The organism is Candidatus Rokuibacteriota bacterium (genome assembly GCA_016209385.1).
Taxonomy (GTDB): domain Bacteria; phylum Methylomirabilota; class Methylomirabilia; order Rokubacteriales; family CSP1-6; genus JACQWB01.
Window position 1 is genome coordinate 1 of the sequence record JACQWB010000165.1, and the last position, 16,442, is coordinate 16,442.

Annotated in this window: 13 protein-coding genes and 1 pseudogene; 13 read left to right on the forward strand and 1 reads right to left on the reverse strand. The window is 67.4% G+C overall.

Going from position 1 to position 16,442, the window contains the following annotated elements:
• Nucleotides 1–2,471: pseudogene (locus tag HY726_11495) on the reverse strand (glutamate synthase subunit alpha).
• 188 nt (nt 2,472–2,659) lie between these two features.
• Between HY726_11495 and HY726_11500 the strand changes: the two are divergent.
• From HY726_11500 to HY726_11560, 13 genes are all read left to right on the forward strand, one after another.
• The gene (locus HY726_11500) at nt 2,660–3,556 is read left to right on the forward strand and encodes a LysR family transcriptional regulator (protein ID MBI4609620.1); all 897 of its coding nucleotides are present in this window, start codon (nt 2,660–2,662) and stop codon (nt 3,554–3,556) included.
• A 69-nt stretch (nt 3,557–3,625) separates the two neighbouring features.
• Entirely contained in the window at nt 3,626–4,654 is a 1,029-nt protein-coding gene (locus HY726_11505) for an MBL fold metallo-hydrolase (protein ID MBI4609621.1), read from the forward strand.
• Nucleotides 4,651–5,775: an aminopeptidase P family protein gene (locus HY726_11510; GenBank protein MBI4609622.1), complete on the forward strand. Its 1,125-nt coding sequence runs from the start codon at nt 4,651–4,653 to the stop codon at nt 5,773–5,775. The genes HY726_11505 and HY726_11510 overlap by 4 nt, the downstream gene beginning before the upstream one ends.
• A gap of 227 nt (nt 5,776–6,002) precedes the next feature.
• A complete protein-coding gene (locus HY726_11515) occupies nt 6,003–6,527 on the forward strand; it encodes a CBS domain-containing protein (GenBank protein ID MBI4609623.1) in 525 nt (174 codons plus the stop codon).
• 94 nt (nt 6,528–6,621) lie between these two features.
• Nucleotides 6,622–8,493 carry a 2-oxoacid:acceptor oxidoreductase subunit alpha gene (locus HY726_11520; protein MBI4609624.1) on the forward strand — a complete coding sequence of 624 codons (1,872 nt, stop codon included), beginning with the start codon at nt 6,622–6,624 and terminating at the stop codon, nt 8,491–8,493.
• Nucleotides 8,490–9,518, forward strand: coding sequence for a 2-oxoacid:ferredoxin oxidoreductase subunit beta (locus HY726_11525; protein ID MBI4609625.1), 1,029 nt, complete (start codon nt 8,490–8,492; stop codon nt 9,516–9,518). The genes HY726_11520 and HY726_11525 overlap by 4 nt, the downstream gene beginning before the upstream one ends.
• 197 nt (nt 9,519–9,715) lie before the next feature.
• Nucleotides 9,716–11,164, forward strand: coding sequence for an FAD-binding protein (locus HY726_11530; GenBank protein ID MBI4609626.1), 1,449 nt, complete (start codon nt 9,716–9,718; stop codon nt 11,162–11,164).
• A 3-nt stretch (nt 11,165–11,167) separates the two neighbouring features.
• Entirely contained in the window at nt 11,168–12,487 is a 1,320-nt protein-coding gene (locus tag HY726_11535) for an FAD-binding oxidoreductase (GenBank protein ID MBI4609627.1), read from the forward strand.
• Between the two features lie 4 nt (nt 12,488–12,491).
• Nucleotides 12,492–13,757, forward strand: coding sequence for a (Fe-S)-binding protein (locus HY726_11540; protein MBI4609628.1), 1,266 nt, complete (start codon nt 12,492–12,494; stop codon nt 13,755–13,757).
• Between the two features lie 4 nt (nt 13,758–13,761).
• Nucleotides 13,762–14,082, forward strand: a complete 321-nt coding sequence (locus tag HY726_11545) for a cupin domain-containing protein (GenBank protein MBI4609629.1) — start codon at nt 13,762–13,764, stop codon at nt 14,080–14,082.
• A 14-nt stretch (nt 14,083–14,096) separates the two neighbouring features.
• A complete protein-coding gene (locus HY726_11550; protein MBI4609630.1) occupies nt 14,097–14,837 on the forward strand; it encodes a (Fe-S)-binding protein in 741 nt (246 codons plus the stop codon).
• Nucleotides 14,834–15,814, forward strand: a complete 981-nt coding sequence (locus HY726_11555; GenBank protein ID MBI4609631.1) for an ABC transporter substrate-binding protein — start codon at nt 14,834–14,836, stop codon at nt 15,812–15,814. The genes HY726_11550 and HY726_11555 overlap by 4 nt, the downstream gene beginning before the upstream one ends.
• A gap of 67 nt (nt 15,815–15,881) precedes the next feature.
• The gene (locus tag HY726_11560; protein ID MBI4609632.1) at nt 15,882–16,427 is read left to right on the forward strand and encodes a Uma2 family endonuclease; all 546 of its coding nucleotides are present in this window, start codon (nt 15,882–15,884) and stop codon (nt 16,425–16,427) included.
• Nucleotides 16,428–16,442 lie beyond the last annotated feature (15 nt).

A 16,442-nucleotide genomic window follows, 5' to 3' on the forward strand; every position in this document is an offset into this window, starting at 1 on the left:
AGCTTGAAGACGGTCACGGGGTTGAAGAGGTGGTACTCGCCATCCCGGCGCCACTGGTACTCGCCGCCCCAGTCCAGGTCCGGCGTCCTCACCGGACGCTCGGGGAAGGCCTTTCGGTGGCGGAGCAGGACTTCCTGGGCGATCACCTCGATCCCGACGCCGCCGATGCGGGAGGCCGTCCACGTGAAGTATCGGTCCACGAACTCTTTGTTGAGCCCCACCGCTTCGAAGATCTGGGCGCCCCGATAGGACTGGATCGTGGAGATCCCCATCTTGGAGATGACCTTGAGGACTCCCTTGTTCAGGGCCTTGATGTAGCTCTTGACCGTCTTCTTCTGGTCGAGGCCCGGCAGGAGCCCCTCGCGGATCATATCGTCCAGGGTCTCGAAGGCCAGGTACGGGTTGATGGCGCCCGCACCGTAGCCGATCAGGAGCGCGGCGTGGTGGACCTCGCGGGGCTCGCCGCTCTCGATGACGAGCCCCACCCGGGTGCGGGTGCCTTCGCGCACCAGGTGGTGGTGGACCCCGGCGGTGGCCAGGAGCGCGGGGATGGGCGCCATGTCCTGGTTGACGCCGCGATCAGAGATAATGATGAACGTGTACCCTTCCGCGATGGCCTGGCTCGCCTTCCGGCAGAGCTCGTCCATGGCGCGGGCCAGGCCCTCGGCGCCGTCGGCCGCCGGGAAGAGCATGGGGAGCGTGACGGTCCGGAAGCCCGAGCGGTCCAGGTAGCGGATCTTCGCCAGCTCGTCGTTGTCCAGGATCGGCACCCCGAGCTTGATCTGGCAGCAGCTCTCCGGCTCAGGCTTCAGGAGGTTGCGCTCGGGCCCGATCGTGGTCGCCATCTGGGTTACCAGCTCCTCGCGGATGGCGTCCAGCGGCGGATTGGTGACCTGGGCAAAGAGCTGCTTGAAGTAGTCGTAGAGCAGGCGGGGCCGGTTCGAGAGCACGGCCAGCGAGGTGTCGGTCCCCATGGAGCCCACCGGCTACTCCCCCTTCTCCGCCATGGGGCCGATGAGGATCCGGAGGTCCTCGTGGGTGTAGCCGAAGGCCTGCTGCCGCTGGAGCACGGTCGCGTGGTCGGGCTCGGGGACGTGCGGCGGCTCCGGCAGGCTCCCGAGCGGGACCAGGTGCTGCTTGAGCCACTCACCGTACGGGTGCTCGGAGGCGTAGCGGTGCTTGATCTCCTCGTCGTCCACGATCCGGCCCTCGGCGGTGTCCACCAGGAAGATGCGCCCCGGGTGCAGGCGCTCCTTGAGAAGCACGTTCTCAGGTGGGATGTCCAGCACCCCGACCTCTGACGCCATCACCACCAACCCATCCTTCGTCACGTAGTAGCGGGACGGCCGGAGCCCGTTCCGATCCAGCACCGCGCCGATCACCGTGCCGTCGGTGAACGCGATCGAGGCCGGGCCGTCCCACGGCTCCATGAGGCAGCCGTGGTACTCGTAGAAGGCCTTGCGCTCCTCGCTCATGGACTCGTGGCCGCTCCACGGCTCGGGGATCATCATGAGGATGGCGTGGGGGAGGGAACGCCCGGCCATGACGAGGAACTCGAGCACGTTGTCGAAGATGGCCGAGTCGCTTCCGCCTTCGATGACGATGGGGAAGATTTTCTTGAGCTCCGGCAGGAGCGGGGTCTCGCAGAGCGCCTCCCGCGCGTGCATCCAGTTGATGTTGCCCCGGAGCGTGTTGATCTCGCCGTTGTGGGCGATGTAGCGGTAGGGGTGGGCCAGCGGCCAGGACGGGAACGTGTTGGTCGAGAAGCGCTGGTGGACCAGCGCCAGCGCCGACTCGGCGGCCGGGTCCACGATGTCCGGGAACATGGTCTCGATCTGGGTCGCCAGGAGCATCCCCTTGTAGATGAGCGTGTTCGACGACAGGCTCGGGAGGTAGAAGAACTTCCGCGCCGGCATGTCCGAGCCCCAGATCGCGTGCTCGACGCGCTTGCGGATCACGTAGAGGCGGCGCTCGAAGGCCCTGTCGTCGGTCAGGTCTGGGCTCCGGCCGATGAAGATCTGCGTGATGCGGGGCTCCGCGGACTTCGCGGTGGGGCCGACCGGCGAGTCGTCGGTGGGGACGTCGCGCCACCCGAGCAGGGTCTGGCCTTCTTCCGCGATGATGTGGGCGAAGACGTCCTGGCAGCGCACCGCCTGGGCCGGGTCCCGCGGCAGGAAGACGAGCCCTGCGCCGTAGTGCCGGGGACCTGGGAGGGAGATCCCGAGCTTGGCGCACTCCCGGGCCAGGAAGGCGTGAGGCATCTGGATCAGGATCCCCGCGCCGTCCCCGGTGTTCGGGTCGCACCCGCACGCGCCGCGGTGGAGCAGGTTCTTGAGGACCATCAGCGCCTGCTGGATGATCCGGTGGGACTTCCGCCCGTTGATGTCCACCACAAAGCCGACTCCGCAGCTGTCGTGCTCGAACCTGGGGTCGTAGAGCCCCTGTTTCGGCGGCATGCCAGGCGCGTTCATGGGTCCGTCCTCTGGGCGTTCGCCCGCGGGTGATGAGCGCTCACCTGCTCGATCCTCTGCACATCAAGGTTGTGAACCTGTGCACAAAGCCACATGTTTCCCGAGAGGATACACCGGGCGAAATCATTAGCCAAGGGAAATTTTAGAATAGTTTGCATTAGGCGTCCTTATAGTATACGCTAATCGAAATGAACCTGGAAACGCTCCACCTCTACTGCGACATCGTTCGCTTCCGCAGTTTTTCGCGCGGGGCCTCGACCAACGGTGTCTCACAGTCCGCGGCCAGCCAGGCGGTCCGACAGCTCGAGGCCGACGTGGACGTGCGGCTCCTCGACCGGAGCAAGCGTCCCTTCGCCCTGACTCCCGAGGGGCGTGCCTTCTACGAGGGCTGCCGCGACCTCCTCCAGCAATACGAGAAGGTCCGGGCTCGGATTGCCTCGGCGCGGAGCCGGCTGTCCGGGCCCGTCCGCGTGGCGGCCATCTACTCGGTCGGCCTCCACGAGATGAGCCGCCACGTGCAGCCATTCATGAGCCAGTACCCCGAGGCCAAGGTCCACCTGGAGTGCCTCCACCCCCACAAGGTCATCGAGGCCGTCCTGAACGACGAGGCCGACGTCGGCGTGATGTCGTACCCTCCCAGCAACCGGGCGCTGGCGGTCCTGCCGTGGCGGTCCGAGCGGATGGTGCTCGTCTGCCACCCGAACCACCGCCTCGCCCACCGGCGCATCGTGCGCGCCGAGGAGCTGCAGGCGGAGAACTTCGTCGGCTTCGACCCGGATCTGGCGATCCGCAGGGCCATCGACCGCGCGCTCAAGCAGCGGAACGTCAAGGTGAACGTGGTCATGGAGTTCGACAACATCGAGACGATCAAGCAGGCCATCGCGATCGCGGCGGGCGTGAGCATCCTGCCCGGGCCGACGGTGCTCAAAGAGGTGCGGATTGGCACGCTGGCGGCCTCCCCGCTGGACATCCCCCATCTCGTGCGCCCCGTGGGGATCGTCTATCGCCGCCAGAAGCCGCTGACCCCGATCGTGTCCCGCTTCATCGAGTCGCTCCAGAAGGCCGCCGGGGAGGCGGAGGGGTGAGCGGCACCCTCGCCGTGGGAGGGGCAAGCCGGCGGAGAGCCCGGGTCCGGTTCGTGATAGGCTGAGGGCGTGACCACCGGCCTCCAGATCGGACGCTTCCTCAGCCGGTCCGGGATCCGCGTCTACCAGCTTCCGGTCGAGACGTTCCCCGGCCACGTGAACAACGTCTACCTGATCCTCGACGGCGACCGGACCACGCTCTTCGACGTCGGCTCGGGCACGCCGCAGTCCGTCGAGGGGCTGACCCGGTGCGTGGCCGAGGTCCGCGACCGGTTCGGCGAGCGCGTTGGGCTGGACTCGATCCAGCACGTGGTGATCAGCCACTCGCACATCGACCACTTCGGCTACGTCACGTACTTCGCCGAGCAGACCGACGCGGAGGTGTACATCCATGAGCTGGATGCCCGGGTCCTGAACAACTTCGAGGAGCGCATCGTGCTTGCCTCCAAGGACCTCCGGGTCTTCATGGAGCGCTCCGGGCTGGGGCCAGAGGCCCGGCAGGAGCTCGAGGAGATGTACCGGTTCTCAAAAGACTTCTTCAAATCGGTCGAGCTGGACCGGACGCTCCGGGACGGCGACGCCATCATTAACGGCTACCTGGTCCACCACGTGCCGGGCCACTGCCCGGGCCAGATCTGCCTCCAGGTCGACGGGTTCCTCTTCACGGCGGACCACGTGCTGTCCCGGATCACCCCGCACCAGTCCCCGGCCTCCATCACGCCGTTCTGCGGGCTGGAGCACTACCTCGTGTCGCTAGAGAAGATCCGGGCGGTGCAGGGCGTCAGCCTCGCGCTGCCGGGCCACGAGGATCCGATCCCCGATCTCCCCGGCCGCATCGGCGAGATCATCACCCATCACCACCGGCGCCTGAACCAGGTCCTCGAGATCTGCGCGACGCCACGGCACCTGGTGGAGATCTCCAAGGCGCTGTTCGGCCGGAAGTCCGGGTACACGCGCATCCTGGCGCTGGAGGAGGCTGGAGCCCACGTAGAGTATCTCTTCCAGCGGGGCGAGCTTCGGATCGCCAACCTGGAGGCGGTCAGCCGCGAGGCGAACCCGGTCATCTACTACGAGACGCGACGAGGCGCCAGTCTGTGACCTCTCCCCAGGCCCTGCTGATCATCGCCGCGAGCGAGGTGGACGCCAACCTCTATTACGCGACGCGCTTCCTGGCCCCGGACCCGTTCGTCTTCGTGCAGGTGGACGGGCACAAAGTGCTCCTCATGAGCGACCTGGAGATCGACCGCGCCCGGAGCCAGGCCAGGGTGGACGAGGTCTGCTCGTTCTCCACCTACGAGTCGAAGGCGCGCCAGCGCTGGCAGAGCCCGCACCTGATCGACACGCTGTCGCTGCTCCTGGAAGAGCGGGGCGTGGACGCCCTCACCGTTCCGGCCAGCTTCCCCGTCGAGTACGCGGACCGGCTCCGCGAGAAGGGGATCCGCGTGGCCCCGAAGGCCGACCCGTTCTTCCCCGAGCGCCTGATCAAGTCCGAAGAGGAGATCGCGGCCATCGAGCAGACCCAGCGGCATACGGAAGCCGCGCTGGAGGCCGCGCTCGATCTCCTCCGGGAGAGCGAGATCCGGGGCGAGGAGGTGTACTGGCGCGGTGAGGTGCTCACCGCCGAGAGACTGAAGAAGGTCATTAACGTCTCCCTCATGGAGAACGACTGCATCGCCCAGCACACGATCGTGGCCTGTGGCATCCAGGGCGTGGACCCCCACAACCAGGGATCCGGACCTATTCGCGCGCACGAATCCATCGTGTTCGACATCTTCCCCCGGTCGAGCCAGAGCCGCTACTTCGCCGACATGACCCGCACGGTCGTGAAGGGGACCGCGTCGGATGCGCTCAAGCGGATGTACGACGCCGTCCTCGCCGCGCAGCTCCGGGGGATCGAGCTGATCCGGGACGGGGCCTCGGGCCAGGCGGTCCACGGCGAGGTGGCCCGGACCATGGAGCGGCTCGGCTTCGAGACCGGCGTGGTCGACGGCCGCAACCAGGGGTTCTTCCACGGGACCGGCCACGGGGTCGGCCTCGACATTCACGAGCCGCCCCGGATCAGTAAGGTCGATCACACGCTCCGGACCGGGCAGGTCGTCACTGTCGAGCCCGGGCTTTACTACCCGGCATGGGGGGCGGTCCGGATCGAGGATATGGTCATCGTCGGTCCCTCAGGCTGCCGGAACCTGACCCGGGCCGCCAAGTTCCTGGAGGTCTAGGAATCGGAGGGAGCTCCGCTCCGACCGGCGGCCGGGCCCCGTTGGTCTAGCGGTCTGACCGCCAAGCGCCTTGCTATTTCGCGGTGAGGCAGGTAGGATAGGGTTCTGCTTGGAAGTTCCATCCGCAGTGGGCTCGGTGACGCGGCGCCAATCAGGAATCGGAGCAGCCGGAGGTGTGGCCGCCGCGCAGGCCGGGCCAGGACGTTCGGCAGGAGAGGAGCAGGACGATGAGCGAGTACCAGGACGAGTATTCGGAGTCGCTCGAGAGCGAATTTCGGAAGCTTCAAGGGGCGCTTCTGAGCGACACCGTCAAGCTCCTGGCCCCGAGCGAGCCCATCCCCCTCACGGTGGACACGACCGTGCACGAGGCGGTCTCCAAGATGGTGGCCGACCGGCGGGCGGCGGTGGTGATCGTGGACGCTGCAGGACGCCTCATCGGCATCTTCACCGAGCGCGATGTGCTGACGCGCGTCGTGGGCCAGGGGCGCGACATTCACCAGGCCAAGCTGGGCGAGGTGATGACGCCTGACCCTGAGGCGGTCTCGCCCGATGACCGGATCTGCTACGCGGTCAACCGGATGAACATCGCCGGCTACCGGACGGTCCCGCTCGTGGACGCCGAAGGGCGCCCGATCGGGATCGTGACGGTCAACGACGTGGTCAAGTGGCTGGCCGAGATCTTCCCTGAGGCCGTGCTGAACCTGCGGCCGGGAGACGAGATCAAGCGGCCTCTCCAGGTGGACGCGGGCTAGAGTCAAGTTCGAGCCGAGGGCCGTCGGCCATGCCGACCGGCTGGCCCGGCACGAGGCGAGGCCCGATTGATCGTTCGATAGGAGACGACATCCGATGAGCGAGACCGTCGCGTCGGCATCTCTCGTCAAGAAGCTGCGTCGTCAGCTCGATCGTGCCGTTGTCCGCTTCGCCGGGGACTCCGGCGACGGCATGCAGGTCACCGGCGAGCAGTTCTCCACGGAGGCGGCCTGGGCCGGCGCGGACATCGCGACGCTCCCGAACTTCCCGGCCGAGATCCGCGCTCCGGCCGGGACGCTGTTCGGGGTGTCCAGCTACCAGCTCCAGTTCGGCAGCCGGCGCGTCTACACGCCCGGCGATCGGCTGGACTGCCTGGTGGTGATGAACCCCGCCGCGCTCAAGGTCCACCTGGGTGACCTCAAGGACGGTGGGCTCTTGATCGTGAACACGGCGGCCTTCGAGAAGAAAAACCTGGACCGTGCGGGGTACCCCTCCAACCCGCTGGAAGATCCCGCGCTGGCCGAGCGCTACCGGCTCCACCAGGTGGACATCACGCGCCTGACCATGGAGGCGCTCGAGGGGCTGGCGCTCAACGTCAAGGAGAAGGAGCGCTGCAAGAACTTCTTCGCGCTCGGGCTCGTCTCGTGGATCTACACGCGGCCGATCCAGCCCACACTCGACTGGATCACGCGGCGGTTCACGAAGAACGCGACGATCGCCGAGGCAAACACCCGCGCCCTGAAGGCCGGCTACGCCTTCGGCGAGACGGCCGAGATCTTCACCGAGTACTACGGGATCGAGCCGGCGGAGATGGCGCCGGGGCTCTACCGGAGCATGACCGGCAACCGGGCCCTGGCCTGGGGTGTGCTGGCGGCGGCCGAGCGGACGAAGCTCCGTGTCGTCTACGGGGCGTACCCGATCACGCCGGCGAGCGACATCCTGCACGAGCTCTCCCTGCACAAGCGGTTCGGGGTCCGGACCATGCAGGCCGAGGATGAGATCGCCGCGGTCGGGGCGGTCATCGGGGCGGCGTTCGGCGGCGCCATCGGCGTCTGCGCCACGAGCGGCCCGGGGATGGCGCTGAAGTCGGAGGGAGTCAACCTGGCCGTCATGGCCGAGCTCCCGGTCGTGATCTTCGACATCCAGCGGGGCGGGCCGAGCACCGGCCTGCCGACGAAGACCGAGCAGGCGGACCTGCTCCAGGCGCTCTACGGGCGCAACAGCGAATCGCCGGTGGTCGTGCTCGCCCCGATTACCCCGGGCGACTGCTTCTTCATCGCCTACGAGGCGATCCGGATCGCCGTGAAGTACATGGTGCCGGTGATCGTCCTGAGCGACGGCTACCTGGCCAACGGCTCCGAGCCATGGCTGATTCCCGACCCGAAGACGCTCCCGGAGATCGCGGTCAGCTTCCGGACCGATCCCGAGGGGTTCTTCCCCTACGTGCGCGACGAGGCGACGCTCGCGCGTCCGTGGGTCCGCCCCGGGACCCCGGGCCTCGAGCACCGGATCGGCGGGCTCGAGAAGGAGCACATCACCGGCAATGTCTCCTACGATCCGGAGAACCACGACCTGATGGTGCGGCTCCGGGCCGAGAAGGTGCGGCGGGTCGCGCAGGAGATCCCGCCGACGACGGTGAACGGCCCCGCGGAGGGCGACCTCCTCGTCGTGGGGTGGGGCGGGACATACGGCACGATCACGGCCGCGGTGGAGGAACTCCAACAGGAGGGGAAGGCGGTCGCCAGCATCCAGCTCCGCTACTTGAACCCGCTCCCGCCGGACCTGGGACAGGTTCTTCGCCAGTACCGGCGGGTCCTGGTGCCCGAGATGAACAGCGGGCAGCTCGTCCGCGTCCTCCGCGCCGAGTACCTGGTCGACGCCGTGGGGTTCAACCGGGTGCGCGGGCTCCCGCTCCAGGTCCACGAGGTGCGCGAGGCGATCGAGCAGCTGCTGGAGGAGAAGCAATGAGCGACGCCAGGGGGGTGACCGAGGCCCCGAGGAAGTACACGAAGAAGGACTTCGAGTCCGACCAGGACGTCCGCTGGTGTCCGGGCTGCGGCGACTACGCGATCCTGAGCGCGGTCCAGAAGATGATGCCCGACCTCGGGATCCCGCGCGAAGACATCGTGTTCATCTCGGGGATCGGCTGCTCGAGCCGGTTCCCTTACTACATGAACACGTACGGGTTCCACACGATCCACGGACGGGCCCCGGCCATCGCCACCGGCCTGCGGCTGGCCCGGCCTGAGCTGAAGGTGTTCGTCGTCACCGGTGACGGCGACGGCCTCTCGATCGGCGGAAACCACCTGCTCCACGTCCTGCGCCGCAACGTGAACGTCACCATCCTGCTCTTCAACAACAAAGTGTATGGCCTCACCAAGGGGCAGTATTCCCCGACGAGCGAGCTCGGCAAGGTGACGAAGTCAACCCCGATGGGGTCGGCGGACCGCCCGGTGAGCCCGTGCGGGTTCGCGCTCGGCGCGGAGGCGACGTTCGTGGCCCGGACCGTGGACCGGAATGTGGCCCATGTGGAGGAGACGCTGAAGCGGGCGGCGCACCACCGCGGCGCGGCGTTCGTCGAGATCCTCCAGAACTGCAACGTCTACAACGACCTGGCCTGGAACGTCCTTTACGACCGCGAGTCCCGGATCATGCAGGAGTTGCGGCTCGAGCCCGGCCGGCCGCTCCTGTTCGGGCCGGTGGACGACCGCCACGGGCTCGTGCTGGAGGGGGCGAGGCCGCGGGTGGTGCGGGCCAAGGACGTTCGGGAGAGCGAGCTCTGGGTCCACGACGAGAAGGATCCGTGGAAGGCGCACGTGCTGGCCGGGCTCTGGAGCCCCGATTTCCCGATCCCCGTCGGGGTCCTGCTGGACGTGGAGGCGCCCGTCTACGAGGACATCCTGCTCGAGCAGGAGCGGAAGGCGATCGCGGACCGCGGCCCCGGCGACCTGGCCAAGCTCCTCGTCTCCGGGGACACCTGGCGCATCGGATAAGACTCGGAGGGGGCCTCGACGGCCCCCTCCGAAGCCTCCCCCCGGTGGGTTTTCGAGCGTGGCGGGTTCGGCCATGCCGCGAGGCAGGCCACCCGCCGGGCGAGACCGAGTTGGTTGCGTGGGCAAAGCCCACGCTCGAACGTTAGTGAAGCGAGGCCGACCCCGTGGGGGGTCGGCAAGTTTGTTTTGAGGAGCACATGAGCCTACCGCCTCAATTCCTGCGCGAGCTGACCCGCATCGTCGGCCCGGCCGGCGTCGTCTCGACCCACGAGGGGCGCCTGACGTACGAGTGCGACATGCACACCTTCTACAAGGGCCTCCCGGATGCCGTGGTCCTCCCGACCTCGAGCGCTCAGGTCCTCGACGTGGTGGGCCTCTGCCTCCGCGACGGGGTCCCGGTGGTCCCGCGGGGTTCCGGGACCGGCGTCATCGGCGGCGCGATGGCGCCCCGCGGTGGGGTGATGATCTCCACGACCCGGATGACCCGGATCCTCGACGTGGACCTTCCCAACCGCTGTGCGACCGTGGAGCCCGGGGTGATCAATCTGCGGCTCTCCGACGCGGTGAAGGGTCGGGGGTACTACTTTGCGCCAGATCCCTCGAGCCAGATGGTGTCCTCCATCGGGGGCAACTGCTCCACGAACGCCGGCGGCCCTCACTGCCTCAAGTACGGGATCACGGTGAATCACGTGCTGGGGCTCGAGTTCGTCACGGGCGCGGGAGAGATCATTCGCGTCGGCGGCAAGGTCCGCGAGGTCCCCGGCTACGACCTCACCGGCGTGCTCGTCGGGAGCGAGGGGACACTCGGGATCGTCACCGCGGCGATCGTGAGGCTCCTGCATCTCCCCGAGGCGGTCAAGACCATCCTGGCAGCGTTCGCCACCATCGAGGATGCGTCGGAGACCGTGTCGGCGATCATCGCGGCGGGAATCATCCCGGCGGCGCTCGAATGCCTGGACGAGCCGATGATCCGGGCCATCGAGGAGGGGGTCAGGGCGGGGTATCCGAAGGGCGCCGGGGCCGTCCTCCTCATCGAGCTCGACGGTCCGCGCGCAGAGATCGAGGCCCAGGCGGAGAAGATCGTGGGGATCTGCCGGAGCCGGCTGGCGCTCGAAGTCAGGGTCGCCCGCGACGAGGCGGAACGGGCGCTCCTCTGGAAGGGGAGGAAGGAAGCCGCGGGCGCCCTGGGTCGGCTGACCCGAAGCTGGCTTCTCCAGGACGCGGTGGTTCCGCGATCGAAGCTCCCCCAGGCGATCAGGGCGGTGAACGCCATCGCGGCGCGGCACCGGCTCCTGATCGCGCATGTCTTTCACGCCGGCGACGGAAACCTCCACCCCCTGATCTGCTACGACGAAGAGAAGCCCGGCGAGCTGGAGCGGGCCGTCCAGGCGAACGACGAGCTTCTCCGAACCTGCATCGCCCTGGGCGGCAGCGTCACCGGAGAGCACGGCGTGGGCGTGGACAAGGCGGAGAATTTGCGCCTGCAGTACGGCGACGCCGACCTCGCCTTCATGGGCCGGCTCCGGCGAGTCTTCGATCCCGGCGGCGTCATGAACCCGGGAAAGCTCCTGCCGTCCCACCCGGCCTGCGGCGAGGCCATCCGGCGCACGGGGAAGACCGCTGTCCCCAGCGGCGTCTGGATCTGACGCGTGGCCGTGTCGGCGACCGCTCTCACCGATGGCCTGATCGGGATTCTCGGCTCCGAAGGCCTCCTGACCGATCCCGCCACCCTCGAACGTTGTGCGGTGGACGGGCTCTGCCCTCGCTGGGTCGCGCGTCCCGCCACGGCAGAGGACCTCAGCCGCCTTCTCCACCTGGCCTCTGATGAGGACCTCGCAGTCATTCCGCGGGGTAACGGCGGCAGGATGGCGCTCGGGAACGTCCCCACGCGGGTCGACCTGATGGTGGAGCTGAGCCGGCTCTCCCAGGTCCTTGCGTACGAGCCTGACGATCTGACGGTGACCGTCCAGGCGGGTATCAGCCTCGATAGCCTCGCGGCCCAGCTTACAGCTCGTCGTCAGTTTCTCCCGCTGGATCCTCTGGTCGGGGCACCCCGCACCGTCGGCGGCGTGCTGGCCGTCAACGACTTCGGTCCGCTCCGCTTCCGCTACGGGACTGCCCGCGACCTGCTCCTCGGTGTCCGGTTCGCCCAGGCCGATGGCACGCTCACCTGGGGTGGCGCGCGGGTAGTCAAGAGTGTCACGGGGTATGACATTCCGAAGCTGCTCGTCGGATCGCTCGGGAGCCTGGGGATCCTGATCGAGCTGGCGCTTCGCCTGCATTCCATGCCCGAGGCTGAGGGGCACTGGCTGGTGTGCTTCGCTTCGGCGGAGAAGGCCGGCGACTTCCTCGCGTTGATCCTGGATTCCGCTCTCGAGCCGTCGCGCCTCGAGCTTGTCAACGGCGCCGCGCTCGACGCCCTCGGGATCGAGCCGTTCCCTGCCGCGGTGGGCGTGAGTGTCGGGAGCGTCGCCGAGGCCGTCAGGAGCCAGGGGGAGGCGCTCGCCGATCTGGCCCGTCGCTGCGGCGCTGAGCGCCACGCCCCGATTGGCCCCGATCTCTGGCAAGGGCTGGGTCGGGCGCTCACGGCGGAAGGCGATGTTCTCCTCAAGGTCTCGACGCTCCCGGCGTTGACCGCCGATCGGCTCGGGATGATCGCCGGGCTGGCCGGTTCGCTCGGGCTCAGGGCGCGCGTTGCGGCTGAAGCCGGGAGCGGCGTGCTCCACGCAAGTCTCACCGCTAGTTTCCCCGCGGAGGCATGGGAGCGCGACGTCATCGGCTCCCTCAGGGAGCGGGTGGCTCCCGAGGGCGGGAGCGTCGTGGCCGAGCGCGCGCCGGCGGGCGTGAAGGCGCGCCTCGATGTCTGGGGTCCGGTCGAGCCTGCGGTCCTCACGATCATGAAGCGCCTGAAGGCCGAGTTCGATCCTCGGGGCATCCTCAACCCCGGGCGCTTCGTCGACAGGATCTAGCCCCGTGAAGCTCGGTTCCTTCGATCTCCAGGACCCTCCGGACCTGGACGGAATCCGTGCCTGCGTCCACTGCGGGATCTGCCTCCCGCAGTGCCCGACCTACCGCGTTCTCGGGGAGGAGATGGACTCGCCGCGGGGCCGGGTTTACCTCATGCGGGCCGCGACCGAAGGCCGAGTCGGGATCACGGAGACGCTCACCCGCCACCTGGATCTCTGCCTGGGTTGCCGGGCGTGCGAGACCGCCTGCCCCTCCGGCGTGCCCTTCGGCCGGCTGCTCGAGCAGACGCGCGGCCAGCTCGAACGGTACGGCACGCGGTCGGTCGCTCAACGGTTGGTGGCCAGCCTCGCCCTCGGCCTCTTCCCCCACGCGAGCCGCCTCGCGCCGGCGCTCACCGCGCTTGGCTTCTATCAGCGGTCCGGGCTTCAACGTCTCGCGCGAGGGAGCGGTCTGCTCAGGCTCGTACCACGCGTGGCCGCGATGGAACGGCTGCTTCCCGCGCGTCCTTCTACGCGGAGGGCCGCGCTGCCCGAGCTGATTCCGGCGCGGGGCCGGCGGAGGGGGCGGGCGGGGCTCCTCCTCGGCTGCGTCCAGCGCTTCTTGTTCCCGCACGTCAACGAGCTGACCGCGCGCCTTCTCTCGCTTGCCGGCTATGAGGTCCTGATCCCGCCGGAGCAGGGGTGCTGCGGGGCGCTGCACCTTCACGCCGGCCGACTCGACAAGGCGCGCCAGCTTGCTCGGCGCCTGCTCGTCGCCTTCGATCGAGAGGTGGATGTGGTCGTGGCGAATGCTGCCGGGTGCGGCGCGGCCATGCGCGAGTACGGTCACTGGCTCCACGACGACTCGAGAGCGGCGGCGTTCTCGCAAGCGGTTTGCGATGTCTCGGAGCTCCTGGCTGACGCCGAGCTTCCACTCCGGCCGACGGAGGTGACCGTCACCTACCACGACCCCTGCCACCTGTCCCATGGCCAGCGGGTGCGCGCCCAGCCCCGAGCCCTCTTGAAGAAGATTCCCGCGCTCGAGCTGGTCGAGCTTCCCGACAGCGAGCTCTGCTGCGGGAGCGCCGGGATTTATAATCTCCTCGAGCCCGAGATGGCCGACCGGCTCCTCGAGCTGAAGATCCAGCGGATCGCCGAGACGGGGGCTCGGATCGTCGCCACCGGGAACCCCGGCTGCCTGCTCCAGATCGCCAAAGGCTGCCGGGAGCGCGGCCTGGCCGTGGAGCTGCTCCATCCTGTGGAGCTGCTGGCCCGAGCACTTCCAGGGGAGTGAGGCGATGAAGATCAAGGTGGCGGACCACGTCAAGTTCCAGCCTGACAAGCTCGCGAAGATCGCCCTGGCGGCGACGGGACGGTTTCAGCTCGACCTCTATTGCGTGGCCCCGGGACAGGCGCAGAAACCGCACGTCCACGAGACGCAGGACAAGCTATACTACGTGCTGAGGGGCACGGGCCGGTTTTCCCTCTCGGGGAAGGAAGAACCGCTCGGGGAAGGCGAGGCGCTCGTCGCCCGGGCCGGAGTGGAGCACGGGCTGATCAACGACGGGCCGAACCAGCTGGTTGTTCTGGTGGTCGTGGTGCCACCCCCGACCCATTAACCTGCCGAGGGGCTATGGCCGAGCCCACTCGAGCATCGCTGCTGGTGACCTGCCTAGTGGATCTCTTCTACCCAGAGGTCGGCGTGGCGATGGTTCGGCTGCTGAGGCGCCTCGGTGTGGCGGTAGACTTTCCTGCTGGCCAGACCTGTTGCGGGCTGCCGCTGTTCAACTCCGGCTATCACCACGAGGCTGCCCGCGTGGCTCGCCGGACTGTGCCGCTCTTCGCCAACTCCGAGCACGTCGTGGTCCCGTCGGGCTCCTGCGCCTGGATGGTGAAGAAGGAGTATCCGGGGCTCCTCAAGGACGAGCCGGGCCTCCGGGAACAGGCAGAAGCGCTGGCCAACCGGACGTACGAGCTCTCCCAGTTCCTGGTCAAAGTTCTCGGCGTGAGCCAGGTCGCCACCGACTTCAAAGGGAAAGTGACCTACCACGACTCCTGCCACCTGCTGAGGGGCCTCGGAGAGTCGCGATCGCCGCGAATGCTCCTGAGCAACCTGGACGGCGTCGAACTGGTCGAGCTTCCAGGTGCGGATGAGTGCTGCGGCTTCGGTGGGAGCTTCTCGGTGAGGCTGCCCGAGGTTTCAGCCGCGATCCTCAGAAAGAAGCTCGAGAACGTGGAGGCCACGGGCGCCGATTGCCTCGTCGCCTGCGACGCGGGCTGTCTCATGCAGATGGGCGGCGGTCTCTCACGCAAAGGCTCCCGCGTAAAGCCGGTCCACCTCGCTCAGATTCTAGCGGGCACGGGCGAGACATGAGCCTGCGTAAGCTCTTCATCGCCGTCCTTGCTCTCTGGATTCTGCTGGCGCCGCTCGCGGCCGGCGCTCAGCAGCCGGCGAAGGTGCCCCGGGTTGGGTATCTCTCGGGAAATCCCGGTCGGCTTACCGATGTCTTCCAGCAACGGTTGGGCGAGCTTGGCTACGTCGAGGGGCGGAACGTCATCATTGAGTACCGATGGGTCGGGGTGCAGTTTGAACGACTGCCGGAGCTGGCCGCTGAGCTGGTCCGTCTCAAGGTTGACGTGCTCGTTGCCGTCGGTCCGCCGGCAGTTTGGGCGGCTAAGAATGCAACAAGCACGATCCCTATCGTGATGGTGGCCGTTGACGATCCGGTTAAGTCAGGTCTCGTCCCCAGCCTAGCACGACCTGGCGGAAACATCACCGGCTTAACCTGGGAGACAGACGTGGAGGCCATCAGCGGGAAAACGCTCCGGTTGCTCAAGGAGGTCGTTCCCAAGAGCGCCCGTGTGGCCATTCTCTGGAATCTGGACAATCAAGCTCACCCACCATATGTAAAAATGTTTCAGAAGGTCGGGCCCCAGCTGGGAATGACGCTACACGCGCTGGGTGTCAGGAAACCCGAGGAGTTTGGGGGCGCATTCAGGCAGATGATCAAGGAACGTGCTGATGCGCTTTTCGTGTTCGCCGACCCCTTGACCGTTCCTCGTCGAAAGCAGCTCATAGAGCTGCCAGGCAGGTACCGGCTGCCGACCATGTATGGTCTCAAGATTTTTGTGGCCGACGGAGGCCTGATGTCGTACGGACCCAGCGCTGAGGAGATGTGGCGCCGCGCCGGGGACTACGTGGCCAAGATCCTCAAAGGCGCCAAGCCGGCCGACCTCCCTGTGGAGCAGCCGACGAGGTTTGAGTTGGTGATCAACCTCAAGACCGCCAAGGCCCTCGGACTCACAATCCCGCAGTCCATCCTCCTCCGCGCAGACCAGGTGATCCGGTGAGTTTCCACGACCTGTCGAACCTGATTTCATCGAGAAGTGATAGACTATCGGCAAGGGAGCTTGGCGGGTGTCGGCACGGGTGATCCTGACCTATAAGGACTACGAAGCCTTGCCGGCTGATGGTCGCCGGTATGAGGTGCATGAGGGGGAGCTTGCCGTGACGCCGGCTCCGAGTCCGAAGCACCAGCAGGTCAGCCTCAACCTCGCTTTCCTTCTACACAACCACGTCAAGACCAGGGCACTTGGGCAAGTCTTCTACGCCCCCATTGACTGCATCTTGAGCGACATCACGATTGTTCAGCCCGACATTGTGTATATCGAGAACGCGCGACTGGGCGCGATCAGCGCTCGCGGAATCGAGGGAGTGCCGACTCTGGTTATCGAGATCGTTTCACCGTCCACCATCCAGATCGATCGGAGCGTGAAGTTCCAGCTCTATGCTCGGCACCAGGTACCGTATTACTGGATCGTGGATCCCGACGCGCGGGGCATCGAGGCACATACCCTCACGGGTGGGGCCTATCAGCTCACGGCGCGCCTGGAAGGATCGCTACCGGTGTCTCTCCCGCCCTTCTCCGATCTCGCACTCGATCCGACTTCCCTGTGGCCCTGACCTGCGCCACGAGCC